We start from the raw sequence: 25,984 nt of genomic DNA on the forward strand, positions 1-25,984 counted from the left end.
GTGAAGGGAGGCGTAATGGTCGAAATCCAGTATGAACCGTACCCTGGGGACATGACCGAGCAGACCGACATGATCGCCGAACCGGCAACCAAGCGGGTACTTCTCGCGGAACCGCGCGGCTACTGTGCCGGCGTCGACCGAGCCGTCGAGACGGTCGAGAAAGCCCTGGCCAAGCATGGGGCGCCGCTGTACGTCCGTAAGGAGATCGTCCACAACAAGCACGTGGTCGAGTCCTTCACCGACCAGGGCGTGATCTTCGTCGACGAGACCGACGAGGTCCCGCACGGCGCGAACCTGGTGTTCTCCGCGCACGGCGTATCGCCCGCCGTCCGCGAGAGCGCTCTCCAGCTCGAACTCAAGACGTTCGACGCCACCTGCCCCCTGGTGACCAAGGTCCACACCGAGGTCAAGCGCTTCGCGCGCGAGGGCTACCTCATCCTGCTGGTGGGCCACGAGGGCCACGAGGAGGTCGAGGGGACCGCCGGTGAGGCGCCCGACGTGGTGACGCTGGTCGACGGTCCCGAGTCCGTGGACGCGCTGGACATTCCCGTGGACACCGAGAAGCTGATCTGGCTCTCGCAGACCACGCTCAGCGTGGACGAGACCATGGAGACGGTGCGCCGTCTCAAGCAGAAGTACCCCACGCTCATCGACCCGCCGTCCGACGACATCTGCTACGCCACGCAGAACCGTCAGGTCGCGGTCAAGACCATGGCCCCGCAGTGCGACCTGGTGATCGTGGTGGGGTCACAGAACTCGTCCAACTCCGTGCGACTGGTGGAGGTCGCGCTGCAGGCGGGAGCCCGCGACGCGCACCTGGTGGACTACGCCAAGGAGATCGACACGTCCTGGTTCGAGGGCGTCACCACCGTCGGCGTGACCTCGGGCGCGTCCGTGCCGGAGATCCTCGTCCGCGGGGTGGTGGACCTGCTCGCCGACCACGGCTTCGGCGACGTCTCCACCGTCCGGACGGCGCAGGAGACCATCACGTTCTCGCTGCCCCGCGAACTGCGGGTCCCCAAGAAGGTCTGATACGCGCCCCCGCCCGCCGGTAGGTGGCGGGGGAGGACGCGGTAGCCGTCAGCGCCCCGGCGCACCCCGCCTCAACGGCGGGCGTGTGCCGGGGCGCTGCGCTGGACGGGCGACGCCGAGGGGCGGGCGACCCGCGGCCGCGGCTCCAGCACCAGGGCACGGATCAGGGCGATCGCCACCACCACGACGGTCGTGGTGATCATCAGCGGGAAGCGGGTCGCCAGCGGCAGGATGATCGCCACGAGCTGGGACCGCGAGAAGACGTCCGCGCCCGAACCGACCCCGGAGACGACGTAGACCAGCGGGACCAGCAGGGCCATGATGATCGGTGGCTGCACCCCCGCGACGAACACCGAGCGCCGCGCGACCGCGAGCACGGACACCACGCAGCCGAGGAAGAACGCCACGGTGAAGCCCGCGCCGAGGTCCCCGGAGACCGAGTCGATGGCCACGCCGGTCAGCGAGATCGCCACCGCCAGGAGGACCGCGGTCCAGGCCGGCAGCCCCCGCGTCGAGGACAGCACGGACCGCTCGTCCGCGGGTACCCGCCCACTCCTGCGTCTAGTCACGGGAGAAGACTCTAACCTCCCAGTCGGCGGGCGAGGAAACGGCCGAACCGCCGTAGCGGGTTGGGCTTCTCCGCCTCCTGCTCCTGCGGGGACGGGCGGTAGCCGTCGACCGCCTTCGGATCGACGGGGCCCGCCGCTGGCGGGGGTTCATCCGACAACCCCGGTGCGGCGGTGGTGGAGCCGCCGCCCACCTCGTCGTCGACCTCCACGGTGACCCCTGCACCCGCACGGGTGGGGACCGGGCGCCGGGGCCCGGCGATGTCGGGGCGCTCGTCGATCATCCCGGCCATGATCGCGTTGCTGCTCTTGCGCAGAGGTGCGAAGCGCGAGCTCGACAGCTCGGCGAGCCACGCTGTCAGACGTCCCTCGTCTGTCGCTGACGCCAGATCCGACGCGGTCACATCACCGGTACGCAGATCGATCTGCTCGTTGATGTAGCGCAGCGCGACCGCCAGTACCGCGAGGAGCGGGACGGCCAGGAACGCGCCGATGATGCCGAACAGCGTGCTCCCCGCGGCCACGCCGAGCAGGATGACCCCCGGGTGCAGGTTCATCGCGCGCGACTGGACGATCGGCTGGAGAACGTTGCCCTCGAGTTGCTGCACCAGAATGATCACGACGAGGACGATGATCGCGGTCGTGAAGCCGTTGGCGACCAGGGCGATGAGGACCGCGAGCGCACCCGCGGTGAAGGCGCCGACGATGGGGATGAACCCGGCGATGAACGTGATGACGGCCAACGCCCACGCCAGCGGCACGCCCAGGATCACCAGAGCCAGACCGATGAGCACCGCGTCGACGAACGACACGATCGCCTGGGCGCGGATGTAGCCGCCGAGGGTGTTCCAGGCGCGGGTCAGGACCTCGGTCAGGTGACGGCCGGCGGTGCGCCCGGAGATGCGGCGGACGAACGGGAGGAACCTCGGCCCGTCCTTGATGAAGAAGAACGTCAGGACCAGAACCAGTACGAGGGTGATCACGAAGGACCCCACCGCGCTGACACCGCTGAACACACCCGAGGCGATCTGGTCACCGCGGTCCTGCAGGGTGGAGCTGAGCTGCTCGAGGACCCCGTCGAGCTGCTCGTCCCGGATGTTCAGCGGCGGTCCGCGCAACCAGTCCTGGACCTGGGTGATCGCCTCCGAGGTCTGGTCGGCGAGCTGCACGCTCTGCTCGACGATCGACGGGGCGATGAGGGCGACCACGCCCGAGACGAGGCCGAGTGACGCGATGATGGACAACAGCGAGGCCAGCGTCTTGGGGACCCTGTGCCGCACCATCCACCCCGTCGGCGGCCACAGCACCGTGGAGACGATGAGCGCCAACAGGATCGGGAGGATGCCGACCCACAGGGCGCCACCGATCCTCGATACCAACCAGCCCGCGACGAGAAGGATGGCCAGTCGCAGGGCCCAGTCGGTGACCCAGCGCCCGCCCAGTCCGATGAGGACGGAACGGTCGACGTGCTGCTCCTGGTCCTCGACGGGGGGACGCGGTTTCGGCTCGTCGGTCATGGGTCACATGATGTCAGAGGTCACGGTGGTGTGCTCCCTGACGAGGCGCCCGACGGCCGCGGGGGAGGAGCCGGGGTGCTGTCCGTAGACTGTGCCCTCGTGAGCCTCACCCTCGGAATCGTCGGACTGCCCAACGTCGGTAAGTCGACCCTGTTCAACGCCCTGACGAACAACGACGTCCTCGCGGCGAACTACCCGTTCGCCACCATCGAGCCCAACGTCGGCGTGGTCGATCTGCCGGACCCACGCCTGAACCGACTCGCGGAGATCTTCGGCTCCGAGCGGATCCTGCCCGCCGTCGTGTCGTTCGTCGACATCGCGGGCATCGTCAAGGGCGCCAGCACCGGTGAAGGGATGGGCAACAAGTTCCTCGCCAACATCCGTGAGGCCGACGCGATCTGCCAGGTCGTGCGCGTCTTCGACGACCCGGACGTCATCCACGTCGACGGCAAGGTCGATCCGATGGCCGACATCGAGGTGATCGCCACCGAGCTGATCCTGGCCGACCTGGAGACCATCGAGAAGGCGATCCCGCGGCTCGAGAAGGACTCGCGCAAGGACAAGTCCCTCGTGGCGTTGTTGGACGAGGTCCGCAAGGCGCAGGCCGTGCTCGAGGACGGGCGCACACTGTTCAAGGCCCAGGACGAGATCGACCGCGGCCTCCTGCGCGACCTGCACCTCATGACCGCCAAGCCCTTCCTCTACGTCTTCAACGCCGACGAGTCGGTGCTCACGAGCGACGAGCGCAAGGCTGAGCTGAGCGCCGCCGTGGCGCCGGCCGACGCCGTGTTCCTCGACGCCAAGGTGGAGGCCGAGCTGCAGGAACTCGACGAGGAGGACGCCATGGAGCTGCTCGAGTCGATCGGCCAGACCGAACCGGGCCTCAACGCACTGGCCCGCGCGGGCTTCCACACCCTCGGGCTGCAGACCTACCTCACCGCCGGCCCCAAGGAGTCGCGCGCCTGGACGATCCGCAAGGGCGACACCGCCCCCAAGGCCGCCGGCGTCATCCACACCGACTTCGAGAATGGCTTCATCAAGGCCGAGATCGTCTCCTTTGACGACCTCGACGCCGCCGGCTCGATGGCCGCCGCCAAGGCCGCCGGCAAGGTGCGCATGGAGGGCAAGGACTATGTCATGGCCGACGGCGACGTGGTGGAGTTCCGGTTCAACGTGTGAGTCGGCCGGTCACCGAGCATGCATGCCGACGTTGACCACATTGCCTGATGCGTCGCGGTAGAAGAACCGGACGACGCCCCACTTCTCTGATCTGAGCCGGTGCACGATCTGGAGACCTGCCGCCACGGTGCGGTCGTACGCGGTCTGAACGTCGTCCACGAAGATTGAGACGTCTGGGTTCTCCGGGGCTTGTGTCATCGGCGGTGATCAGACTCAGACCGTCAGATCGGGAACGATGCGTTCGATGTTCATGACAGCACCATCGCCCTCCGCGATTCGCCGCACAAGAGAACGGTGTGTGCCGGGGCTCGGTGGGATGCGGGTTTACCATGCGGAAACCGGGACATCGCACACCTCGGTCCGGATCCGATCACGCGGAACCGCCGCGCCTCAGGAGGGCTTCCATGACCCGCTACCGCTACTTCGCAGCCTCGACCCTCGATGGGTTCCTGGCCGACGATGAGCACTCCCTGGCCTGGCTTTTCAAGCACGATATCGACGAGAACGGGCCGGGCAGCACCGCGGCGTTCCTCGTCGATGTGGGAGCCCAGGTCATGGGCTCGTCCACGTATATGTGGGTGCTCGAGCACGACCGTGAGTGGCTGCCGGAGATCCCCACCTTCGTGTTCACCCACCGCAGTCTGGAGGCGGCGAACGAACATGTCTCCTTCGTCGCCGGGGACCCTGTGGATCATCGCGGAGCTCTTGAATCCGCGGCCGGCGGCCGCGATGTGTGGGTGATGGGGGGTGGTGGCATCGCGGCAGAATTCGCGGGGGCCGGGATGCTCGACGAGGTGGTGGTCTCGATCGCGCCCGTGACCCTCGGTTCAGGAAAGCCGCTGTTCGGCGGTGCCTTCGATCTCCAACTCACGGGGTGCGAGCGGAACCGTGACTTCGTGGTGGCCCGGTACGACGTCCAGGGGCCACTGACAAGCCCTTGAAATTGCGCGCGGTTCAGCCCAGCTGACGTGATGAACGCGCGAGCTGTGCCACGGGGTCGCCCGGGATCCGGATGACTGAACCCTGGCTACCTCACTGCCTCGGTGAGGGACGCGGCAGAAATCTCCTCGCGAACGATGCGAGCGCCCGCGCTGAGCGCGCTCAACTTCGCGAGCGCGATGTCCCGTGGGAAGGGCGCCATCCCGCAGTTCGTACTCGGCAGGAGTTTGTCCGCGTCGACGAACCCGAGTGCCCGCCGGAGAGTGGCGGCGACCTCGTGCGGGGTCTCGACGCGCTCGTCTGCCACGTCGATCGCCCCGAGCATGACCTTCTTGCCCCGGACTAGCTCGACGAGGTCAATCGGGACACGAGAGTTGTGGCACTCCAGCGAGATGATGTCGATGCTGGACTGCTGCAGTAGTGGAAACGACTCCTCGTACTGTCGCCATTCCGACCCGAGGGAGGCCTTCCAGTCGGTGTTGGCCTTGATCCCGTAGCCGTAGCAGATGTGTACCGCGGTCTCCGCGCGGAGTCCCTCGGCTGCTCGTTCCAGTGCCGCCACGCCCCAGTCCTTCATCTCGTCGAAGTAGACGTTGAACGCGGGCTCGTCGAACTGGATGATGTCGACCCCCGCGGCCTCGAGATCTCGGGCCTCCTGGTTGAGGATCGTCGCGAACTCCCACGCCAACTTCTCACGGCTCTTGTAGTGGCCGTCGTAGAGCGTGTCGATCATCGTCATGGGGCCGGGGAGCGCCCACTTGATCGGCTGATCGGTCTGCTGCCGGAGGAACCTCGCGTCGTCGACGAACACGGGCTTTGAGCGGCTCACGTCGCCGATTACTGTGGGCACGCTCGCGTCGTAGCGGTTGCGGATCCGGACGGTCTCGCGCCGATCGAAGTCGACGCCGTCGAGATGCTCGATGAAGGTCGTGACGAAGTGCTGACGGGTCTGCTCGCCGTCGCTGACGATGTCGATGCCGCGGTTGCTCTGTTCGTGGGCTGCGATACGCAGCGCGTCCTGTTTGCCCTCGCTCAGCTCGTCGCCCTGCAACCGCCAGGGCGACCAGAGGACTTCAGGCTGGGCGAGCCACGAGGGCTTGGGCAGGCTGCCGACGGTGGACGTGGGCAGGATCCGGTTCATGGTCGACTTTCCTCCGGTGGTCATCCGACGAGAACGGCGTGGCGGGCGGCCCACTGCTCGAGGAGTTCTCGGTGCGGCTTGATGAAGTGTTCTTCCGTGTACGCGCCCTGCTTCTTCGCGAGCTGACTGCGCTCGTCACGGTCGTAGACAATCGGGGTGCGCGAGTAGTCCTGTTGATCCAAGGACGGCCGGTAGACGTCAGTTGCGGCCGAGTGCGCGTTGTAGATCTCCGGCCGATAGATCTTCTGGAACGTCTCCATGACGCTGATCGTGCCGATGAGCTGCAGGTCCGAGTAGTCGTTGAGCAGTTCGCCGCGGAAATAGAACGCGAGCGGGGCGACCCCGCCGGGTGGCATGAAGTACCTGACCTGGAGCCCCATCTTGTGAAAGTACTCGTCGGTCAACGAGTAGTCGTTCTGCTGGTACTCGGCGCCGAGGACCGGGTGCTGGTAGCCGGTCCGGTGGTAGGTCCTGCTCGTCGACACGCTGATGCAGATCACGGGATCCACCTCGAATCGTTCCCCGTACGCCGCGGAGTCGAGAAAGTGCTGAAACAGCTTTCCGTGCAGGACACCGAAGTCGCTGGGCACGGTGAACTCGGAGCTTCCTTCATTGACCGACGGCAGCCGAACGCTGAAGTCGTAGTCGCGGACGTAGGACGAGAAATTGTTGCCCACGATGCCCGGCAGGCGGTGCCCGGTCTGGTGATCGACGATCTGGATATCCAGTACCTCGATCAGGGGGAACCCGTGATCGGCATCGTCCGTATGGAACTGCAGGTCCGCGGAGACGATCTCGAGTTCGACCGAATAGCGGTCCCCGGTCGGGTTATCCCGGCGTGCGAGGTCGTTGAATCGGTGGTTGATCATCGACAGGGTTCGGCGGAGATTCTGCTGCCGATGCTCGCCGCGAGCCAGGTTCGCGAAGTTCGTGGTGGTCCGAGAGCTCTCCGACGGAGAGTAGTTCTCGTCGAAGCGGGTGGTGGTGATGCTGAACGTGAGTTCGTTCGACATGTACGTCCAATTCAGGGCTTGGTCGGCCGGGCTCGGCGCTGCGGAAATTCTGTATCCCCATCCTGCAGTCCCAGTTCAGGTATCGGGTAACTAACGTTTGCTATGGATCTCTATAGGCTGTAGCTATGCGCCGGGAATCCAGAGGTATCACACTCCAGCAGCTGCACTACTTCATCGAGGTCGCCGCGGAGGGCTCGATCACCGGCGCTGCGGAGTTGCTCTACGTCGCCCAGCCGACCATGTCCGCCGCGATGAAGGACCTCGAATCCAGGGTGGGGCGCACCCTGCTTGCCCGGTCCGCCCGGGGAGTGACGCTGACCGACGAGGGCGCGGAATTCCTCGGCTACGCCCGACAGGTCGTCGAACAGATGTCGCTGCTGGAGCAGCGCTACCTCGGCCAGCCACCCTCACGGCGGTTGCTCGGGGTATCCGCACAGCACTACTCGTTCGTCGTGGAGGCGTTCATCCGGATGGTCAGGTCCGGCGACGCGGAGCAGTACGAGTTCTCGCTCCGGGAGACCCGCACGTGGGACATCATCGAGGACGTCCGGACACTCCGCAGTGAGGTGGGAGTCCTCTACCGGAATGACTTCAACCGCAAGGTCATCGACAAGCTGTTGCGGGACTCCGGGCTGGTGTTCCACCCGCTGTTCACGGCGACCCCGCACGTGTTCATCTCCCGGCAGAACCCCCTGGCCACCAGGGACCACGTCACGCTCGAGGATCTCGCAGACCTTCCGCGGCTGACGTTCGACCAGGGCGCGAACAACTCGTTCTACTTCGCCGAGGAGATCCTCTCCACACTCTCCAGTGCCCGGGAGATCCGGGTGTCCGACCGTGCGACCATCTTCAACCTCATGATCGGGCTGGACGGCTACACGATCTCGACCGGCATCATCAGTGACGACCTGGATCCCGAGATCGTCGCCATCCCCCTCGAAGTGGACCAGAGCATCGAGATCGGATGGATCAGCCACTCCGGAATCCCGCTCACCGAACAGGCGCAGCGCTACCTGGCCGAGATGCGGGCCGTCGTGGCCGACTACGGAATCGACCTGCTCGACGCCCGTGAACGCCCGGGCGGGCCTAGTCGGAGTCGGGACGTCGGCGGTTCTCCTTGATGGCACCGCGCCGGCTCTTGGCTTCCAGTCGGCGGCGCTGCGAACCCCGGGTCGGGCGCGTCGGTCGACGGGGAACCGCCGGGGCAACGGCCTCACGAAGAAGCCCGGCGAGACGGACGCGGGCCGCGGCCCGGTTCCGCCGCTGGGAACGCTCCTCGGAGGCCGCGATCGTCAGTACCGTGCCGTCGAGCTGAGAGGCGAGATTGCGCAGCACCCGGGCCCGCTGCGCCTCTTCGAGTGCAGTGGTGGTGGCGAGATCGAGGCTGAGCTGGACCCGCGAATCTGTGGTGTTGACGCCCTGGCCGCCGGGGCCGGAGGAGCGGGAGAACTGCTCGACGAGCTCGACCGCCGGGATCCGGAGGCCGTGTGGTGCCCCGGGCCCGGCGCGATGAGCAGATCGTCCATGGTGTCATTGTCCCCGCTCGTCCTCAGGCGCCTTTCGCCGCAGAGTCAGTCGACCTCCAGCTCGTACGCGCCAGAGGTGTCAGTGAACAGTGCGGTGTCACCGGGGCGGGCAACGGCAAGGAAATCGGCGCCCCACCGGAACCGGTCGGTGAACGAGCACACGTCCCAGATCTCGTGGTTGGCCGCGTCGTCCATGTACTCCTCGGATTCCAGTCCGGTCACCGATTCGATGCTGTCCCCGACGAACGTCACCCACCGCGGCGGGTGCTGGGCGTGCAGCTTCGACAGGAACACGGGCAATCCGCTCGCTCCGCCGGATGCCACGGTGCTCTCCCGGGTCACGTCGAGGAGGGCATCGACGGATCCGGCGGTGTCGACCAGCGCATCCCAGCCGTTGGTCGCCGCGAACCCGGCTTCGGCATCGGTGAGCAGGCGAAGGGTGCGCATGTGTCCGACGACTGTGCCGCCCTCGGTACGGACCTCGTCAAATGTCGAGCCCCCGCGCGATCCCGTCGCCGTGATCGCGGAGATCCCGGTGCCGTTGAGAAACGGGCCGTCGTTGCGCCACGGCGCCTCGACGGGTGGCACGCGCCGGTGGGCGGCGTTGTCGTCACAGACGATCTACAGGGCGACCTGCGCAGCCCCCTGCTGACGCCGCCCCCTGCTGACCGTCGAGAACCTCGACGGCGAGTTCGACCCGCTCACCCGAGTCGGTCGGGAGTCTAACACGCCGGCGGTCATCACGGTGATCGGTCCGTTCGCAGGACGCTTCTAGATGACCCGGACAGCGCCCCCGATCAGCTCGGGATACATGGAGGGATCCACCCCGACCGCATCGAAGACGTGCATCGGGAAAGCCTCGTCGGCGGTCATGGGCACAGTCTGGCAAGCGTCCTGAAGTCCTGGTGTCGAGACCGGTGCGCCGAGCCGGGACGCGTGAAAAGGGGTCCCGGCAGCTGCAGCCGTTCGGGTCGACGTGGCCGCCGGTGATGTCGTCGTCGTCAAAAACATCGCGGCCACGGATTCCGGGTCCGGCGACAGCTACCCCTGATGCTCGAGACGGGACCTGCGTCGAAGGGACTTGGGGGTCCTGCGGAGCAACACCGCGTCGGACTCATCGGAGGTCTCGGCCGTCCGCGGATCCGCCAGCGCCCATCCCAGGTACAGGTGCGGCATGATCGACGGCTTTCGCCACACCCACACGCCGCGCATCGGCTCACCGAAGATCTCCACGCCACTGATCACATCGCGCTCGGCGAAGCTGTCGCCGAGGCGGATGGCCCTGTCGCGCTGCGAGGCCTCCAGAACCTCGTCGATCCACGCCGTCACCGCGGCGCGCTGGCGGCGCAACACCTCGGTCGGCACGCGCATATCGAAGACGAACACCATGTCGTCCGGCGTGGTGTCACCGGATGCCTTGTCGCCCAGGCGGATCCGATTGACGAACAGTCCCCAGACCGGAACCCGGAGGGTGGTGAGCACCCCGTGGATGCGCTCCGTCACCACGTCACGGGCCCGGAACCAACGGACCTCGGTGGCCACCCACAAGGTGGTCGCCCAGACCAGGAAGCCGAGCGCCAACACCAGCGCCGCGATCGCCGCCGCCCGCCGGACAGGCCCGTCCTCACCGGGGACGAACTCGGTCAAGGCCACGATCGTCATGAACAGCGCCACATACACAAGCACCGGCCGCAGCCACCACGCCGGAAGGGGAGAGTAGTTCCTGCGGACCTCGGCTGCGGTCCCTGACGGAGGGAGATCGGCCAGCGGTGGCACCCACAGATCGGCCAGATCGGGCCGGCGGCCGAGACGGTCGAATATGCCTCGCGGATCGCACGGCCAGGAAGACTTTACAACCGTCGAAACCGCCTCTCCGCAAGGTGAGAAGCATTGTAGGGCCTTCGAATTGGTTCGGCCCGGCGGCTCAGTGGGATTCGTCGTAGAGGGCCCGGGCTTCGAGGACGCTGGGGAGCTCAGACTCGATGATCGCCGTCAGTTGCTGGAGCGGATCGGCGACCCGGAGGCCGAGCGGGGCGAGTGCATAGGTGACGTGCGGCGGGATAGTGCTGTGCACCGTGCGGACGACCATGCCATCCCGTTCGAGGTCGCCCAGAGTCTGGGAGAGCATCCGGTCGCTGATGCCGTCGACGCGGCGCCGGACCTCACTGAAGCGCATGGGCTCGTCGGCCAGCCGTAGCGCCACGATCGTGAGCGCGCCCCACCGGCCGGTGAGGTGCTGCAGGGCTCCCCGAGATGAGCAGCCCCGGGCGAACACGTCGGCCGGGAGGGGCTCGTGGGGCGCGTGGTCAGGGGAGGTCATACCCGCCATCATGGCATACGTAATTGCTAACAAATGAGTTGCGCTAATAGAAAGTTAGTGGCAAAGTTGGTGACGAATCACCAACCAAATATCCTAAGGAGTTCTTCCCATGCGTATCGCAGTCACTGGAGCAACCGGCCATCTCGGCGGTCTGGTCATCGACTCTCTGCTCGCCCGCGGCGTCGAAGCGTCCGACATCGTCGCCGTGGTCCGTGACGAAGCAAAGGCGGAACCCCTCGCCGCGAAGGGCCTGAAGCTCGGCGTCGCGTCCTATGAGGACGAGGCGGCACTTACCGAGGCGCTCGAGGGCGTCGATCGACTCGTCCTGGTATCGGGTAGTGAGGTGGGCCAGCGCCTCGCGCAGCACACCAACATCATCAATGCCGCCAAGGCCGCCGGGGTCTCGCTGATCGCCTACACCAGCCTGCTCAACCTCGACACCTCCGAGCTGGGCCTGGCCCCCGAGCATCGTGGCACCGAGAAGCTGCTCGCCGACAGTGGAATCGACCACGTCCTGCTCCGCAACGGCTGGTACTGGGAGAACTACGCGTCCGCGCTCGACTCGGGACGAGCGGTCGGAAAATTCTTCGGCGCTGCCGGCGATGCGAAGGTCTCAGGCGCGGCCCGTCGCGACTACGCGGAGGCCGCTGCGGTGGTGGTGACCACCGACGGGCACGTCGGCAAGGTGTATGAGCTCGCCGGAGCGCCGGCTGTGACCTACCCGGAGATCGCTGCCGCGGTGGGCACCGTGATCGGAGCCGATGTCCAGTACGTCAACCAGGCGGTCGGGGAGTACGGGGAGACCCTCAAGGGCTTCGGTCTGCCCGCCGAGGTCGCGGAGATGTTCGCCGGGATGGACCCGGTGATCGCCGGTGGCGCCCTCTACTCGGACAGCACCGACCTGCAGGACCTCATCGGGCGCCCGTCGACCTCCGTGGCGGAGGCTCTCTCGCAGGGATGACGTCCTCGACGTAGCGCCGCGATGGGTCGGTGGCCCGCGTGGTTCCCCGCTCCACTGATGCTGACGAACGATGACGGCCCCGCTTCCTCCATGGGAAGCGGGGCTGTTCTGCTGGTAGTTGCCGCAGGCGAGGTGGCGTGCGGGGAAGTCGCGCGGCCCACCGTGCAGCGCAATCGTCCTCTGTAACGTGCTGGGGGAGCAGCAGTCGGTTCGCGGCGACACCGGCGTGACAGAGATCGGCGGAAGCAGATGGCGTCCCAGCATCAGTGGAGTTCAGCGTTCGAATGGAACCCGCCGGCGACCCCCGCTGAGATCGCGCTGGCGGAAGACGAGCACGGAAGGCCACTACCCGCGGCCTACGTCGCACTGGTGACAGTGCACAACGGTGGATTCACCCCGAGCAGCCTGAGCATCCTCGAGGTGGAGGAGATCGTCCAGCGAAACGCGGACTATGAAGTGTCGGAGTACATGCCCGGATACCTCATGATCGGCGACGACGGAGGCGGTACGGCAATCCTGCTCAACGAGGGGGACGGGCGCATCTAAGAAGTCGACATGGGGGTCATGGACGAGAGTGAGGCGACGCTGAGTGCGCACTCGCTCGACGAACTCCTGGAGTTCGGCACGGGTCTTGCCGATCGGGGTCCCCGGGCCAGCTGACCTACCGGGATTCGGCTGGGTGCGGGTCAACGACTAGCGTCCAGGGAAGGTGGCGTCCAGAGCTGGTGACGAGAACCGGCGCCACCGCACACAGGAGGACTGAGTCATGAGTTTTTCCGTCTACCTCGCCGGTGAGATCCACACCGACTGGCGCGAGGAGATCAGGCGCGGTGCCGAAGCCGCTGGTCTGGATGTGGTGTTCACCGCCCCCGTCACCGACCATCCGGCCAGCGACGCCGCCGGGGACCATCTGGGGGAGACCGGGAACCAGTTCTGGCGCGACAACCAGTCGGCCAAGGTGAACTCCATCCGCACACGAACCCTGATCGAGCAGGCGGACATGGTGGTGGTCCGTTTCGGGGACAAGTACAAGCAGTGGAACGCCGCCTTTGACGCGGGCCACTGCGCGGCGCTCGGCAAGCCTTACGTGACTCTCCACGATGCCGACATCATCCACCCGCTCAAGGAGGTCGACGCCGAGGCACAGGCGTGGTGTACGACCACCGATCAGGTGGTGGAGACGCTGCAGTACATCCTCAAGCCCTGACCGGGCGGTGCTCCCCGTGCAGCCCGGCCGCGAAGACGGTGCAGTCGTGACGGGTCCTCCGGCGCCTGCCGGGAGCCCGCGACGTCCTTCCCCTATGGGCGGCGCTCGCCCGCGGCGCGAGGATCTGGCCCGGTTCGCCACCGATGACCCGGACGCGATGGACGATGTGCTGCCCGTCGCGCCGGCGCGTCTCCGACTGCTCATCGTGGGAATCAACCCCGGATTGTGGACCGCTGCGGTCAACGCGCCGTTCGCCCGCCCGGGGAACCGCTTCTGGCCCTCACTCCACCGTGCAGGTCTGACCGATGAGCTCGTGGACGCCTCCGCAGGACTCTCGGCCCCGGACGAACGTCAGCTCACCTCGCGAGGGATCGGGGTGACCAACCTCGTCGGTCGTGCCACCGCCAGGGCCGATGAACTCTCTCGCGATGAGCTCCGCGCCGGAGGGGAACGATTGATCTCGCGGGTCCGCGACCTGAGGCCCGGTCTCGTGGCGATCGTGGGGATCACCGCCTACCGGGCGGCCTTCGTGCAGCCGCGGGCGACCACGGGCCCACAGGATGCGTCTGCGATTCGAGGCTGGCCGGCCGGTGTGGCGCTCTGGGTGGTGCCCCAGCCGAGCGGATTGAACGCGCACGAGACCGTCGATTCGCTGGCCGGGTACTGGCAAGAGGTCTGGCGTGTCGTTGAGGGCACGGGTGGTGATCACGGCGCCGAAGCCCGAGGCATGACGCTGTGAGTCGGGGGTGGCCGGATATCTGTTCACCGGCCGTAAGCACCAGATCCGCGTGCATCTCCAGCACGCCGGGCACCCGATCGCCGGTGACGACCGATACGGGGATCCCCGCTTCAACACTGTCGTGGCCTCTCGCGGCCGCACGCGGCCTCCATCTGCACGCCGCGACGATGCTGATCCCGCTGCCGGACGGGACGGACCTGATCGTGTCTGCTCTGATGCCGGGTACCTGGGATCGGCTGCTCACCCGCGGTCTCTAGCGTTCGGGGTCTCGGGGAGGTCCCGAGGATCAGCAGGGGTCGATGTGTTCCGCCGTGATGGTGAGCAGCCGCGCATTGCCTCCGCGGGCCGCCTTGTCGCGGCACACGGCCACGGTGTCGTGTCCGTGGTCGGTGAAGATGGGATAGACACGGGCGCCGTCCAGGCTGCCGCGCAGCGAGGGGCACCGGCCCGGCATGGCGAACTCGGCACCCGGGTGACGGTCCAGGAGCGCGGCGATGCCCTCCTGGGGACCGGATGACTCCACGTACGAGTCGAGGATGAGGATCCCCCTGCCGTCACACGGCGGAACGGAGGCGGTGACCAGAGCGCCCGAGGCCGTGCGGACCCCGCTGACCATACCGCTGGCACCCATGTAGCCCGATGGATGTCCGCTGGCAGCGGTCGTGGAGGACGACGATGTGGTGCCGGATCCGGAGTCGGGATGATTGGAGTAGTCCCGCTCCGCGAGCACCGTGCCCGCCGTAGTGATGGCCCGGCCCGGGCCGCTGATGGTGAACGAGTTGCCGCCGGAACTGCACTCCAGGGTGGCGGCGTCCGGCTTGGCGCACCGCAGGTCGCCGAACTCCACGGACTGACCGGTCTCGAGCCGGGCGGACACCGGCGGCACTCCCTCGACAAACGTATAGCGCAGTCCTGCCGGGCCGAGTTCCATAGCGCCGGGACGGCCCGGGAAATACTCGGTGAGATCCGGAGCCTCCGCCCCCGGCACACCGGTGCAGGTCACCGCCCCGCCCCCCGGACACGCACAGGCCCTCGTACTGACCGCCGGTGGAGCATTTCCACACATACGTTCCCGCATGGTGCTGCGAGGCGAGAGAGGAGGGATCGATACTGGTCAGCGCGTCGGGGACGGCGGCGGGGGAGGACGCCGTGACCGTGATGGTCTCCGTGGCGGAGGAGGATGACCCCTCGGCCTGTTCCGACGCGTCCTGTCCGACCTGCCCGGACGAACACCCCGCCACTAGCAGGAGCGCGCCCGACACCACCAAGGCTCTCGAATTCCGACACACCTTTCACACAGCTGACCGGGGAGCCGCTCCGCACCTCGGGAGGCAGGACCGAACTGCACTATCGCACAGCCCTGCGACACTCCGGCCCGGCTCCCGACCCTCCCGACGACAAGGGCAGCGACTGTTAGCCTGACCAGGCACTTTCCGAATCGTCGAGGAGGACACCCGTGGAACTGAGCATGGACAAGGGCGACCAGTTCGTCGAGCAGACGCAGTCACCGGAGGGAGCGGCCGCCTGGAAGCAGCAGTTGGACGAGTTCGCGCCGGGTGCCTCCGACTGGGTGGTGGGCGCGGTGTTCGGCGGCACCTACCAGCGGCCGGGGATCGAGTTGCGCGACCGTCAGATGCTCACCATGGCGGCCCTCGCGGCGATGGGCGGCACCGAGCCCCAGTTGACCGGGCACATCCGGACCGCGGTCGAGGTGGCCGGCATGACCAAGGAAGAGGTCGCCGAGTGTTTCGTGCACCTCATGCCGTACATCGGCGTGCCCAAGACCCTGGCTGCGATGCGGTGTCTGAGCTCGGCGTTCGGCGAGTGACATGAGCTGAGTCGTCGTCGTAGTCCTCGTCCCACGACACACCGCGCCCCCGTCGGATCACTCCGGCGGGGGCGCGGTGGGGTGGTGCGGGTTCAGCGGGAGATCAGGCGAAGGCGCTGTCGAGGTGGTCGTTGAGCGTCTTGCTCGGACGCATCGCAACCTTCAGCTTCTCGGTGTCGGGCTGGTAGTAGCCGCCGAGATCGACCGAGTGGCCCTGGACAACCGTCAGCTCCTCGAGGATCCTGTCCTTGTCGGCGTCCAGCTTCTCGGCGAGCGGGGCGAACCGCGCTGCGAGCTCGGCGTCCTCGGTCTGCGCCGCCAGCTCCTGCGCCCAGTACAACGCCAGCCAGAACTGGCTGCCCCGGTTGTCGAGCTCGCCGGTCACGCGCGAGGGCGACTTGCCGTTCTCCAGCAGCTTGCCGGTCGCGGTGTCCAGCGCTTGGGCGAGGATGGTGGCCTTCGGGTTGTCGTACTTGCGACCGAGGTCGTCGAGGCTCGCACCGATCGCGAGGAACTCCCCGAGCGAATCCCAGCGCAAGTGGTTCTCCTCCACCAGCTGCTGGACGTGCTTCGGCGCGGAACCGCCGGCACCCGTCTCGTAGAGCCCACCGCCGGCCATGAGCGGCACGATCGAGAGCATCTTGGCACTGGTGCCCAGCTCGAGGATCGGGAACAGATCCGTGAGGTAGTCGCGCAGGATATTGCCGGTCACCGAGATGGTGTCCAGGCCGCGCCACGCGCGCTCGAGGGTGTAGCGCATGGCGCGCACCTGCGACATGATCTGGATGTCCAGGCCCTCGGTGTCGTGATCCTGGAGGTACTTGTTGACCAGCGTGATCAGGTTGTTCTCGTGCGGCCGGTACGGGTCGAGCCAGAAGACGGCGGGCATGCCGGAGGCGCGGGCACGGTCCACGGCGAGCTTGACCCAGTCACGGATCGGCGCGTCGTTGACAGTGCACATGCGCCAGATGTCGCCGGCCTCGACCTCCTGAGAGACCAGGACCTCACCGGTCGCGGCGTCGACGATGTTGGCCACGCCGCCGGTCTCGACCTCGAAGGTCTTGTCGTGGCTGCCGTACTCCTCGGCCTTCTGCGCCATGAGTCCGACGTTCGGCACGGTGCCCATGGTGGTGGGGTCGAACGCGCCGTTGGTCTTGCAGAAGTTGATGATCTCCTGGTAGATCCGCGCGAAGGTGGATTCCGGGATGACCGCCTTGGTGTCCTTCTTGCGGCCGTCGGCGCCGTACATCTTGCCGCCGATGCGGATCATCGCGGGCATGGAAGCGTCGACGATCACATCCGAGGGGGAGTGGAAGTTGGAGATGCCGCGGGCCGAGTCGACCATCGCGAGCTCCGGCCGCTGCTCGTGGCAGCGGTGCAGCTCCTCGATGATCTCTTCCTTCTTGGCCGAGGGCAGGGTGTCGATCTTTGCGTACAGGTCGCCCATGCCGTTGTTGACGTTGATGCCGAGCTCATCGAACAGCTCGCCGTACTTTTCGAAGGCGTCCTTGTAGAACACGCGGACGGCGTGCCCGAACACGATCGGGTGGCTCACCTTCATCATGGTGGCCTTGACGTGCAGCGAGAACATGACGCCGGTCTCCTTGGCGTCATTGAGTTGTTCCTCGTAGAACTCCAGCAGAGCCTTCTTGCTCATGAACATGGAGTCCACGACGGTGCCCTTCTGCAGCGGCACGGTCTTGAGGACCTCGGTCTTCCCGTCGGGCGTCACGACCTCCATGCGGGCATCGCAGTCACGGTCGAGGATGATCGACTTCTCGCCGGCGTAGAAGTCGCCGTGGGTCATGTGCGCGACGTGGGTCTGCGAGGCCATGGACCACTTGCCCATGGAGTGCGGGTTGGCCTTGGCGTACTCCTTGACGGCCTTCGGGGCACGACGGTCGGAGTTGCCCTGGCGTAGGACCGGGTTGACCGCACTTCCGAGGAGCGGAGTACCGCGGCGGCCCTTCTCCTCGCGGTCTGCGGGTCCCCGGGAGTCGGGTGTCGAACTGCGACTGCAGCCTGTGACGTTGGTGAGCTGCGGGACTTTTCGAAGGCGTCCTTGTAGAACACGCGGACGGCGTGCCCGAACACGATCGGGTGGCTCACCTTCATCATGGTGGCCTTGACGTGCAGCGAGAACATGACGCCGGTCTCCTTGGCGTCATTGAGTTGTTCCTCGTAGAACTCCAGCAGAGCCTTCTTGCTCATGAACATGGAGTCCACGACGGTGCCCTTCTGCAGCGGCACGGTCTTGAGGACCTCGGTCTTCCCGTCGGGCGTCACGACCTCCATGCGGGCATCGCAGTCACGGTCGAGGATGATCGACTTCTCGCCGGCGTAGAAGTCGCCGTGGGTCATGTGCGCGACGTGGGTCTGCGAGGCCATGGACCACTTGCCCATGGAGTGCGGGTTGGCCTTGGCGTACTCCTTGACGGCCTTCGGGGCACGACGGTCGGAGTTGCCCTGGCGTAGGACCGGGTTGACCGCACTTCCGAGGATGCCGGAGTACCGCTTGGCGGTCTCCTTCTCCTCGTCGGTCTGCGGGTCCCACGGGAAGTCGGGAATGTCGTAACCCTGCGACTGCAGCTCTGTGATCGCCTTGGTGAGCTGCGGGACGGAGGCGCTGATGTTGGGCAGCTTGATGATGTTGGTGTCCGGGTCCTGAGTCAGACGACCGAGCTCGGCAAGGTTGTCCTGCACCTTCTGCTCGTCGGTGAGTCGCTCGGGGAACGCTCCGAGGATGCGCGCGGCCACCGAGATGTCACTGGTCTCGACGGCGATACCGGCGGGCTCGGCAAAAGTGCGGAGGACCGGGAGGAACGCCTCGGTCGCGAGTCGCGGGGCCTCATCGGTGAGGGTGTAAATGATCTTCTGGGGACCTTGGGTCATGGATGTCGACTCTTCTCGTTTCGGGCTGATCGTGTTCTTGTGGAACTGCGCCATCTGGCCGCCCACCATCATCCCCCAGGTCGGACCGACGGTGTCGGAGCCCGGGCGGGCCGATGGGCGCCCCGTTCCGCGCGTACGGACCGGGAGTCGGGGACGGCCTCCCCTGCAGTGTGGTCCAACTCGCGCTCGCTCGCCGGGTTTCCCGACGTCGCTCACCCCTGTCGGGCCCGTTCTAGGCCGGGCCCGGAGTGCTGTCCACGGCCGTCGCCCGCCGGCCGGCGGACCATGCGGCCCACAGTCGGTGGTAGATCCCGCCGTGAGCGACCAGGTCGTCGTGGGTGCCGCGCTCGACGATCCGTCCGGAGTCCATCACGAGGATGATGTCCGCGCGAGAGGCCTGATCGAGCCGGTGGGCGATCACGAGGGAGGACCTGTCGCGGATGACCTCGTCGGCTGCGCGCTCCAACGCCTCCGCGCCCGCCGAGCCGGCCTCGGCCGTGGCCTCGTCCATGACGATGACGGCCGGATCGAGCAGGAGGACGCGGGCCAGGGCCAGCTGCTGCGCGGCGACCGGATCCAGCTGGAGCCCGCGCGCCCCGACGATCGTGTCGAGCCCCTCCGGCAGGCGCTCGAACCACGCGGAGGCGTTGACCCGGCGCAGCGCGTCGAGCAGCTCGTCGTCGGTGGCCTTGGGCCGGGCCAGGGTGAGGTCGTGGCGCAGGGTCCCCGAGAACACGTGGACCTCCTGGCTGACGGTGGCCAGACGAGCGATGCGCTCCCGATCGGACAGCGATGACACCGGGTAACCGTCGACGAGCACCTCGCCGGCATCCGGCACCAGGAGGCCCGCCAGCAGAGCGGCGACCGTAGTCTTGCCGGCGCCCGACGCACCGACGATCGCGACGGTCCGACCCGGTTCGATGGAGAAGCTGATGTCGCGCACCGCCCACGAGTCGCCGTAGCTGAAGCTCACATCGCGCAGGTCGACCCGGCCCTGCGGCGGCTCGACACCGCTGTCGGGCACCGGTACGGGCGGGTCCACGACCACGCCGACGATCCGGGACAGCGACGCGTAGCCCGACTGGACCACGTCCAGGATGCGCATGAAGGTCATGAGCGGACCCCGCAGGCGGATGATCATGAGCACCGCCCCGGTCACCGCGCCCACGGTGAGGGAGCCGGTGGCGACGAGGTGGTAGCCCACCGTGAGAGCGATCGCGAGCATGAGGAACTCGCCCACCAGCATCCAGACGTTGAGCACGAGCATCGTCGTGCGCGCTCGGATGCCCTTGCGCACCACGTCCCAGGAGGCGTTGCCGATCCGGGTGTGCATCCGGTCTTCGAGCGAGAAGGCGCGTACGGTCGCCCGGCCACGGATGGCCTCGAGGACCCGTCGCGCCCGCTCGGCCATTGCCGCGCGCTCCGCGGCGTAGCGGTCCGGGGCCTTGGCGAGGTAACGACGCGCGGCGAGGTAGTAGACGGGCGCGACGACGAGGGGGACGACGAGGAACTGCCAGTCCAGGGCGAACAGCGCGATCACTGTCGCCACGACCGTCAGGGCCGAGGTGGACAGCGTCGGGACGGTCTCGGTGACCGCCGAGGACAGTTCGGCCACGTCATCGGTGGACCGGCTGACGAGGTCGCCGGAGCCCGCGTCCTCCACCCGGTGGGTGGGCAGTCCGAGTGCGGTGCCGACCATGTCCTGCCGCAGGTTGGCGATCACCCGCTCGGACAGCCGGGCCACCAGGTAGAAGCCGGATGCGCTGAGCGCCGCGCCGCCGACCGCCGCCGCCAACAGCAGTCCGCCGATCTGCCACAGCGACCCCCCGCGTTCACCGGTGACCAGGTCCACGATCCGACCCATCAGCTGGGGGATGAGCACACCCGCGGTCGCCCCGAGGCTCAGCAGGATCAACGCCAGCGCCAGCCACCGCCCGGCGTGGCGGACCCGGGAGAGCTGCCTGGCCACCTCGCGACGGACCTGGCCCGCGGAGGCGACCGGAAACCTCAGGGCGGTGTCGGTCTTCAGGGGTGGTGTCGAACTCGTCGTCGTCATCCCTCGGCCCCCACGAGCAGACCCTCCGCGGTCTCGCGCAGTCGCCGTGCGGTCAGCCGCGCGTCCGCGACGGCGTTCCACGCCGGGGCCGGGCTGAAGACGATCGTGGTCTTCCCGATCCGCTCACGGGCGATGTTGTCCGCGAGGTTCTGTTCGGTCACCGAGTCCACAGCGGTGGTGGGGTCCTGCAGTACGAGTACCTCCGGGGCGAGCGCGACGGCACGCGCGAGGGCGACGCGCTGCCGCTGACCGCCCGAGAGCATCCGCCCGCTCTCACCGACCCGCTTGTCGGGGCCGTCGGGGATGTCGTCGCAGCAGGCGACCCGCAGGGCGTGTTCCGCCGCCGCGCGATCGGGGTGGACGTTGTCCGCCACGCTGCCGTCGAACAGGTCGGCGGCGTGGGGCACGACCGCCACCCGCGTGCGGGGCAGTGACTCGAGGAGGCGGATCAGCTCGGCGTCGGTGCCGTCGACGACCGTCAGGCCTGACGGAAGGGCGCGGATGAACCGCTCCGTGGTGGCGGCGTCGGCCTCCGAGATACGCTCGAAATCCGCGCCGAGCACCTCGCGTATCCGTCGGCCGGACGCCTCCGCCGACGCCCAGCGGGAGGCGATGTTGCGGCCGAACATGGTCATGGGGACCACGAGGAACTGGGTGAGGCCGACCACCGTGATCAGCTCGCCGATGGTGACGTGCCCGGCGAGCGCCAACGCGCCCGCCGCGATCCCGAGCGTGGACACGAAGACGGCTCCGGTCGCCTCGGTGGCGCCGTTGAGCCGTGCCTCGGCGGCGTCGGCGTGAACGGTCTTGCGGTAGGCGTCGTCCGACACCTCGTCGTAGCGCCTCCGGACGGTGACGATGGCGCCCAGGCCCTTGAGGATCCGCAGCCCCTGCACCACGTCGGTCGCGGTGGCCGCGGCCTGGGCGATCGCCTGCTGACGCGCCACCGACCGGCGCTGCAGCGGCCGCGCCACCCGAAGCGCCACGATGACCAACACCGGGCCGCCGACCAGGGTGGCCAGGCTCAACCACGGGTTGATCGTGAACATCATCGCCGCGCCGTATGTGATGGCCGCCGCCTCGGCGACGGGCATCACGGTCATCATGACGATGTCCCCGACGCGCGTGGTGTCCGACGAGGCGATGGACAGCAGGCCGCCCGCGGTGCGTTCCCGGCCCGCGAACCCGCGCGGGTCCTGGATGCGGTCGGTGACCGCGGTGCGCAGGTCGTGGCTGACGAGTTGCTGACTGCGGACCAACATGAAGCGTGCGGTCCAGTTGGCGACCATCGCCACCAGGAACACGCAGGCGAGCACGCCGATCCATAACCAGAGCCGGTTCAGACGGCCGGTGGCGATCGCGTCGTCGACTGCACGGCCCACGACGACGGGGGTGAGCCCGTTGCAGAGAAATCCCACGGCCATGCCGCCGGAGGCGATGAAGCTCCACGGACGCTGGGACAACGCCACTTTGAGGGTCCACCGCGGTGAGTCGACGGCGGGCAGCTTCGACCGGCGGCCCCCGGGCCCGGGAAGCGCCGAGTAGTCGACGATGCTGCCCGTTCCCGGGGTCTGCGAGTTGTCGGGCACGAGGGTCGATGGTAGCGGCGGGACGCCGGGTTCCTGTCATCCGCGAGCGGTGGTCAGAGGCGGCTCACCGGGCCGCGTGCCGCCCACTCACGCGCGGCTGCCGTTGCGCGCGGCGCGGCCGCCGACGATCTCCACGGTGTCCACGTCCGCCACCCCCAGCGCCAGGAGCGCCTGCCCCGTGGCATCCAGCTCGTCCTCTATCGTTCGCAGCCAGCCCCGCACCACTTCGTCGGGGAGGCGGCGCCTGGCGGACAGTCCGACGACGAATCCGGGCGACGCGATGGCTGGCAGGACGGCCATCGCGTCGCGGCGCTCGTGCGATGTGCACAGCCAGTCCACGTCGCTGATGAGGATGGGGGCGGCAAGGCCGACGTCGTGTTCGTCGCACGGGAGGATGAGCATCGTGTTCCGGCCGCGGTCGTGGTGACCGATGACGAGGTCGATCACGCCGGCGGCGAGCGGGGCGTCGTCGAGCGGGAGCGTGTTCCAGTTGTCGGGGAGGTCCTCGAATCTCATGCCCCGAGTCTCGGCGCTCCCGAGCGCCGGCGACAGCCCCGCGACGCGATCTGTAGAGCCGCCGAAACGCCCTGTGGACAGCGGGATCCGCGGGAACCCGGAGGCGGCCGGAGGCGTCTGGTCAGGACTCGTGCCGGAATCCCACCTTGATGGTCACCTGCCAGTGGGCGACCGCGCCGCCGTCGAGCTTGCCGCGGACGGACTGGACCTCGAACCACTCGAGGTTCCGGAGGGTCTTGGACGCCTCCGCGACCGCGTTGGCGATGGCCTGGTCCGTTCCGTCCGGCGAGGAGCCGACGATCTCGGTGACGCTGTAGACGTGGTTCATGGTGACCTCCGGAGTGCGCGTGGCGACTTGTGATACAGGTCACTCTACGGTGGTCCGCGGACCGGGCCACCGGCGTAGGGTCGGGAGACGAAAGCCCGCGCTCCCGAGGAGGATCGAGATGCCCGACGTACGTGCACGAGCAACCACACTGGCCGAGCTCCACGAATCGGGTGAGCTGGCCGTCCTGCCGACCGTGTGGGACACCTGGAGCGCCCGGGTCGCCGCCGACGCCGGCTTCCAGGGCCTGACGGTGGGTAGCCACCCCGTCGCCGACGCGATCGGCAGCGCGGACGGGGAGAAGATGGACTTCTCCGAGTACCTGCGCGTGGTCAAGCGGATTACGGACGCGGTCTCCGTCCCTGTCAGCGCGGACGTCGAGTCGGGCTACGGTCTCGACCCGGCCGAGTTGATCACCCGCCTGTTCGAGGCCGGAGCCGTCGGCGCGAACATCGAGGACGTCGTGCACCGCGAGGGTAAGCGCGTCCGCGATCGCCAGGAGCACGCCGACTACATCGCCGCCGCCCGCCGCGCGGCCGATGACGCCGGAGTCCCGTTCGTCATCAACGGACGCACCGATGCCGTCAAGCTGGGAACGGACGTCTTCTCGGACCCGCTGGCGGAGGCCGAGACCCGCATCACGCTCATGGAGGACGCCGGAGCGCGATCGGTGTACCCGGTGGGCGTGACGACCGCCGATCAGCTGACGCGTCTCGTGCAGGCGGTGACGATCCCCGTCAACGCGACCGCCCATCCGGTGAAGGGACACGGCGCCGGCGACCTGGCGGCCCTCAAAAAGCTCGGCGTGCGCCGGGTGTCCTTCGGCCCGCTCTGGCAGATGTGGCTCTCCGAGGTCTCCGCCGACCGGTTCGCCGACTGGCTCCCCGCGAACGGCTGACGTCGCCGACCGGGCCCATCCGGCCGCGGGCCCGCCGGGACGGTGAGACGGTGGAGGTATGCACACGCCTCCCGAACCCTCGCTGCCGGATACCAAGGACTGGACGACCGTACTCGAGTCGGGCTGCGACGAGTGCGGCTACCGGCCTCACGACCCGGCCACCACGAGCGACCGTCTGGCCTCCGCCCGCGACCGGTGGCTCGCCGTCCTGCGACGCCCCGGGGTCGAGCATCGGCCGGCCCCGCGGGTGTGGTCGCCGCTGGAGTACGCGGGCCACTGCCGTGACCTCATCGAGGTCCTGGGGGACCGCATAGCGGCGATGCTCGACCGAGCCGAGCCGACCTACGACGATTTCGACGGCGAGGCGGCGGTCGTCGAGCACGGGTACTGGCGCAGCGACCCGGACGATCTCGCCCGCCGACTCGACGCCACCACCGCTCGGACGCTCAAGGTTCTCGACCGCGTCGGCCCCGCGGACCGGGACAGGACCGGTCGACGCAGCGACGGCTACGTCTTCACCATCGCCTCTCTGTGCCAGTACATCGTGCACGACGTCGAACACCATCTGGGTGACGTCGACGGGTGAGAACCCGCGGTTCCTGTTTTCCGCCCCGGGGCCTCGCGGGCGGGCTCGCCGACCGGCCCGTGGTCGGCGCCCACGCCGTCGCCCAGCGGCGTCACGCACCTGACGTTCCAGCGGCGTCGCTGACGGGGGCGTGTGTGAGGGTCCGGCGCGTGGCGAACCGTCGGGGCTCGCCGGTGACGGGGTCGGTGAACTCGAGTTCGCGGGCGAGGAGCTGTAGCGGCAGGTCGGGGTCGTCGGGGGCCTCGGGCAGCAGGTCGGGGTAGCGCCGGTCGCCGAGGATGCCGATCCCGAGCGCGGCGAGGTGGACGCGCAGTTGGTGGAGCCGCCCCGTGCGGGGCCGTAGGAGAGTCTGGACGACGAGCCGCCCTGAGGCGCTGTGTCCGGTCCGGAGCACGTCGACGAGGGTCTCGGAATTGGGCGGTAGCTCGGGGTGGAGGGTGACGCGCAGCTCGCCGCGCCGCGACCGGATGTGCTCGCGGTGGGTCGCGGGTGTCGGCGCGGGCGGAGAACATGACCACCCCGGCGGTCTCGCGGTCGAGGCGGTGGATCGGCGTGATGTCGTCGTTGCCCAGGCGGGTGCGTAGCCGGACCAGTGCGGTCTCGCGCAGGAAGTGGCCGGACGGGGTGGTGGGGAGGAAGTGCGGTTTGTCGACGACGACGAGGTGGTCGTCCCGGTACAGGATCTCCTCCCGGTAGGGCAGGACGGTCTCGTCGGGCAGGTCGCGGTGGTACCAGACGAACTCGTGGGTGCCCAGCGGAGTGTGGTGGTCGATCGCCCGGCCGTCGGCGCCGACGATCTCCCCGGCGGGGATCCGGCGCCGCAGCTCGCCCGGGTCGAGGTGGTCGAACCTCGTCTCGATGTAGTCGGCGATGCCCGCCCACGGGCCGGCGGCGGGGACTCGCAGGCGGGTGGGGCTGACGCCGTCCCGGACCGGTAGAGGCGGCGGTGCGGGCACGGTCACACGTCCTGTCCGGTGACCGCCCGCGCCGGCAGGAAGTCGTTGTCGAGACGGCTCGGGACGTACATGGTGTGCTCGGACCCGACCCCGGCGCGGCGGACGACCGCGGAGAAAACACCCGCGCGGCCGGCAGACACTCCACGCACTGCTGTCCGACCGGCGTGTGTTGATCCACGGGAGGATCGTGTCACGGTT

The 25,984-nt window shown here is 68.1% G+C and carries 25 protein-coding genes and 4 pseudogenes; 11 read left to right on the forward strand and 18 right to left on the reverse strand.

Annotated elements, in window-relative coordinates; all coding sequences use genetic code 11:
- The first annotated feature begins 51 nt into the window (after nt 1–51).
- Nucleotides 52–1,032, forward strand: a complete 981-nt coding sequence (locus CK206_RS00505; RefSeq protein WP_069390312.1) for a 4-hydroxy-3-methylbut-2-enyl diphosphate reductase — start codon at nt 52–54, stop codon at nt 1,030–1,032.
- A gap of 71 nt (nt 1,033–1,103) precedes the next feature.
- Here CK206_RS00505 and CK206_RS00510 read toward each other — a convergent pair whose 3' ends face one another.
- Nucleotides 1,104–1,601: a DUF6542 domain-containing protein gene (locus CK206_RS00510; protein ID WP_216824109.1), complete on the reverse strand. Its 498-nt coding sequence runs from the start codon at nt 1,599–1,601 to the stop codon at nt 1,104–1,106.
- An 11-nt stretch (nt 1,602–1,612) separates the two neighbouring features.
- The gene (locus CK206_RS00515; protein WP_096905194.1) at nt 1,613–3,115 is read right to left on the reverse strand and encodes an AI-2E family transporter; all 1,503 of its coding nucleotides are present in this window, start codon (nt 3,113–3,115) and stop codon (nt 1,613–1,615) included.
- Nucleotides 3,116–3,214: 99 nt separating this feature from the next.
- On the opposite strand from CK206_RS00515, the gene ychF reads away from it, so the two are divergent.
- Nucleotides 3,215–4,294 carry a redox-regulated ATPase YchF gene (gene ychF, locus CK206_RS00520; RefSeq protein WP_067715705.1) on the forward strand — a complete coding sequence of 360 codons (1,080 nt, stop codon included), beginning with the start codon at nt 3,215–3,217 and terminating at the stop codon, nt 4,292–4,294.
- Nucleotides 4,295–4,303: 9 nt separating this feature from the next.
- Here the strand turns inward: ychF and CK206_RS19440 are convergent, their stop codons facing one another.
- Entirely contained in the window at nt 4,304–4,453 is a 150-nt protein-coding gene (locus tag CK206_RS19440; RefSeq protein WP_156523563.1) for a VOC family protein, read from the reverse strand.
- A 245-nt stretch (nt 4,454–4,698) separates the two neighbouring features.
- Between CK206_RS19440 and CK206_RS00525 the strand changes: the two genes are divergently transcribed.
- Entirely contained in the window at nt 4,699–5,235 is a 537-nt protein-coding gene (locus CK206_RS00525) for a dihydrofolate reductase family protein (RefSeq protein WP_096905195.1), read from the forward strand.
- 86 nt (nt 5,236–5,321) lie between these two features.
- Here the strand turns inward: CK206_RS00525 and CK206_RS00530 are convergent, their stop codons facing one another.
- Nucleotides 5,322–6,374, reverse strand: coding sequence for a methionine synthase (locus CK206_RS00530; protein WP_067715552.1), 1,053 nt, complete (start codon nt 6,372–6,374; stop codon nt 5,322–5,324).
- Nucleotides 6,375–6,394: 20 nt separating this feature from the next.
- Nucleotides 6,395–7,387, reverse strand: a complete 993-nt coding sequence (locus CK206_RS00535; protein ID WP_096905196.1) for a putative oxygenase MesX — start codon at nt 7,385–7,387, stop codon at nt 6,395–6,397.
- Nucleotides 7,388–7,512: 125 nt separating this feature from the next.
- On the opposite strand from CK206_RS00535, the gene CK206_RS00540 reads away from it, so the two are divergent.
- Nucleotides 7,513–8,508, forward strand: coding sequence for a LysR family transcriptional regulator (locus tag CK206_RS00540; RefSeq protein ID WP_096905197.1), 996 nt, complete (start codon nt 7,513–7,515; stop codon nt 8,506–8,508).
- On the opposite strand, the pseudogene arfB reads toward CK206_RS00540, so the two are convergent.
- The 4 genes and pseudogenes from arfB to CK206_RS00560 form a co-directional block, all read right to left on the reverse strand.
- Nucleotides 8,474–8,913, reverse strand: a pseudogene (arfB, locus tag CK206_RS00545) (alternative ribosome rescue aminoacyl-tRNA hydrolase ArfB). The gene CK206_RS00540 and the pseudogene arfB overlap by 35 nt on opposite strands.
- A 45-nt stretch (nt 8,914–8,958) precedes the next feature.
- Nucleotides 8,959–9,501, reverse strand: coding sequence for a hypothetical protein (locus CK206_RS00550; protein ID WP_216824110.1), 543 nt, complete (start codon nt 9,499–9,501; stop codon nt 8,959–8,961).
- 453 nt (nt 9,502–9,954) lie between these two features.
- The gene (locus CK206_RS00555; RefSeq protein WP_143337676.1) at nt 9,955–10,575 is read right to left on the reverse strand and encodes a hypothetical protein; all 621 of its coding nucleotides are present in this window, start codon (nt 10,573–10,575) and stop codon (nt 9,955–9,957) included.
- Nucleotides 10,576–10,837: 262 nt separating this feature from the next.
- Nucleotides 10,838–11,233, reverse strand: coding sequence for a helix-turn-helix domain-containing protein (locus CK206_RS00560; RefSeq protein WP_096905199.1), 396 nt, complete (start codon nt 11,231–11,233; stop codon nt 10,838–10,840).
- Between the two features lie 109 nt (nt 11,234–11,342).
- Here CK206_RS00560 and CK206_RS00565 point away from each other — a divergent pair, with 109 nt between their 5' ends.
- The 4 genes from CK206_RS00565 to CK206_RS00580 all read left to right on the forward strand — a co-directional run bounded on the left by CK206_RS00565 (nt 11,343) and on the right by CK206_RS00580 (nt 14,140).
- Nucleotides 11,343–12,194: an SDR family oxidoreductase gene (locus CK206_RS00565; protein WP_067719211.1), complete on the forward strand. Its 852-nt coding sequence runs from the start codon at nt 11,343–11,345 to the stop codon at nt 12,192–12,194.
- A gap of 249 nt (nt 12,195–12,443) precedes the next feature.
- Nucleotides 12,444–12,740: an SMI1/KNR4 family protein gene (locus CK206_RS00570; protein ID WP_067719213.1), complete on the forward strand. Its 297-nt coding sequence runs from the start codon at nt 12,444–12,446 to the stop codon at nt 12,738–12,740.
- A 220-nt stretch (nt 12,741–12,960) separates the two neighbouring features.
- On the forward strand, nt 12,961–13,401 hold the full coding sequence (locus tag CK206_RS00575; RefSeq protein ID WP_096905200.1) for a YtoQ family protein: 441 nt from the start codon (nt 12,961–12,963) through the stop codon (nt 13,399–13,401).
- A 94-nt stretch (nt 13,402–13,495) separates the two neighbouring features.
- Nucleotides 13,496–14,140: a mismatch-specific DNA-glycosylase gene (locus CK206_RS00580; protein ID WP_096905201.1), complete on the forward strand. Its 645-nt coding sequence runs from the start codon at nt 13,496–13,498 to the stop codon at nt 14,138–14,140.
- A 286-nt stretch (nt 14,141–14,426) separates the two neighbouring features.
- Here the strand turns inward: CK206_RS00580 and CK206_RS00590 are convergent, their stop codons facing one another.
- Nucleotides 14,427–15,143 (reverse strand): hypothetical protein, encoded by a 717-nt coding sequence (locus CK206_RS00590; RefSeq protein ID WP_143337677.1) that lies wholly within the window; start codon nt 15,141–15,143, stop codon nt 14,427–14,429.
- Nucleotides 15,144–15,596: 453 nt separating this feature from the next.
- Here CK206_RS00590 and CK206_RS00595 point away from each other — a divergent pair, with 453 nt between their 5' ends.
- Nucleotides 15,597–15,968 carry a carboxymuconolactone decarboxylase family protein gene (locus tag CK206_RS00595; protein WP_067718544.1) on the forward strand — a complete coding sequence of 124 codons (372 nt, stop codon included), beginning with the start codon at nt 15,597–15,599 and terminating at the stop codon, nt 15,966–15,968.
- 103 nt (nt 15,969–16,071) lie between these two features.
- Here CK206_RS00595 and CK206_RS00600 read toward each other — a convergent pair.
- The 6 genes and pseudogenes from CK206_RS00600 to CK206_RS00625 all read right to left on the reverse strand — a co-directional run.
- Nucleotides 16,072–17,919 (reverse strand): annotated as a pseudogene (locus tag CK206_RS00600) (NADP-dependent isocitrate dehydrogenase); the annotation flags it as partial.
- A 95-nt stretch (nt 17,920–18,014) separates the two neighbouring features.
- Nucleotides 18,015–18,860: pseudogene (locus tag CK206_RS00605) on the reverse strand (NADP-dependent isocitrate dehydrogenase); the annotation flags it as partial.
- Nucleotides 18,861–19,092: 232 nt separating this feature from the next.
- The gene (locus tag CK206_RS00610; RefSeq protein WP_096905203.1) at nt 19,093–20,916 is read right to left on the reverse strand and encodes an ABC transporter ATP-binding protein; all 1,824 of its coding nucleotides are present in this window, start codon (nt 20,914–20,916) and stop codon (nt 19,093–19,095) included.
- Nucleotides 20,913–22,505 carry an ABC transporter ATP-binding protein gene (locus tag CK206_RS00615; protein ID WP_096905204.1) on the reverse strand — a complete coding sequence of 531 codons (1,593 nt, stop codon included), beginning with the start codon at nt 22,503–22,505 and terminating at the stop codon, nt 20,913–20,915. Before CK206_RS00615 ends, CK206_RS00610 begins: the two co-directional genes overlap by 4 nt.
- Nucleotides 22,506–22,592: 87 nt before the next feature.
- Nucleotides 22,593–23,021, reverse strand: a complete 429-nt coding sequence (locus CK206_RS00620; RefSeq protein ID WP_096905205.1) for a hypothetical protein — start codon at nt 23,019–23,021, stop codon at nt 22,593–22,595.
- 121 nt (nt 23,022–23,142) lie between these two features.
- On the reverse strand, nt 23,143–23,349 hold the full coding sequence (locus CK206_RS00625; RefSeq protein WP_007629964.1) for a dodecin: 207 nt from the start codon (nt 23,347–23,349) through the stop codon (nt 23,143–23,145).
- 118 nt (nt 23,350–23,467) lie between these two features.
- Between CK206_RS00625 and CK206_RS00630 the strand changes: the two genes are divergently transcribed.
- Nucleotides 23,468–24,244, forward strand: a complete 777-nt coding sequence (locus CK206_RS00630) for an isocitrate lyase/phosphoenolpyruvate mutase family protein (RefSeq protein WP_096905206.1) — start codon at nt 23,468–23,470, stop codon at nt 24,242–24,244.
- Nucleotides 24,245–24,302: 58 nt separating this feature from the next.
- On the forward strand, nt 24,303–24,830 hold the full coding sequence (locus CK206_RS00635) for a DinB family protein (protein WP_096905207.1): 528 nt from the start codon (nt 24,303–24,305) through the stop codon (nt 24,828–24,830).
- 91 nt (nt 24,831–24,921) lie between these two features.
- Here CK206_RS00635 and CK206_RS00640 read toward each other — a convergent pair.
- Nucleotides 24,922–25,792, reverse strand: a pseudogene (locus tag CK206_RS00640) (pseudouridine synthase).
- On the reverse strand, nt 25,789–25,926 hold the full coding sequence (locus tag CK206_RS19835; protein WP_159981054.1) for a hypothetical protein: 138 nt from the start codon (nt 25,924–25,926) through the stop codon (nt 25,789–25,791). Before CK206_RS19835 ends, CK206_RS00640 begins: the two are co-directional and overlap by 4 nt.
- Nucleotides 25,927–25,984: the final 58 nt, after the last annotated feature.

The sequence above is a fragment of the Dietzia sp. WMMA184 genome, assembly GCF_002441635.1.
Classification (GTDB): domain Bacteria; phylum Actinomycetota; class Actinomycetes; order Mycobacteriales; family Mycobacteriaceae; genus Dietzia; species Dietzia kunjamensis.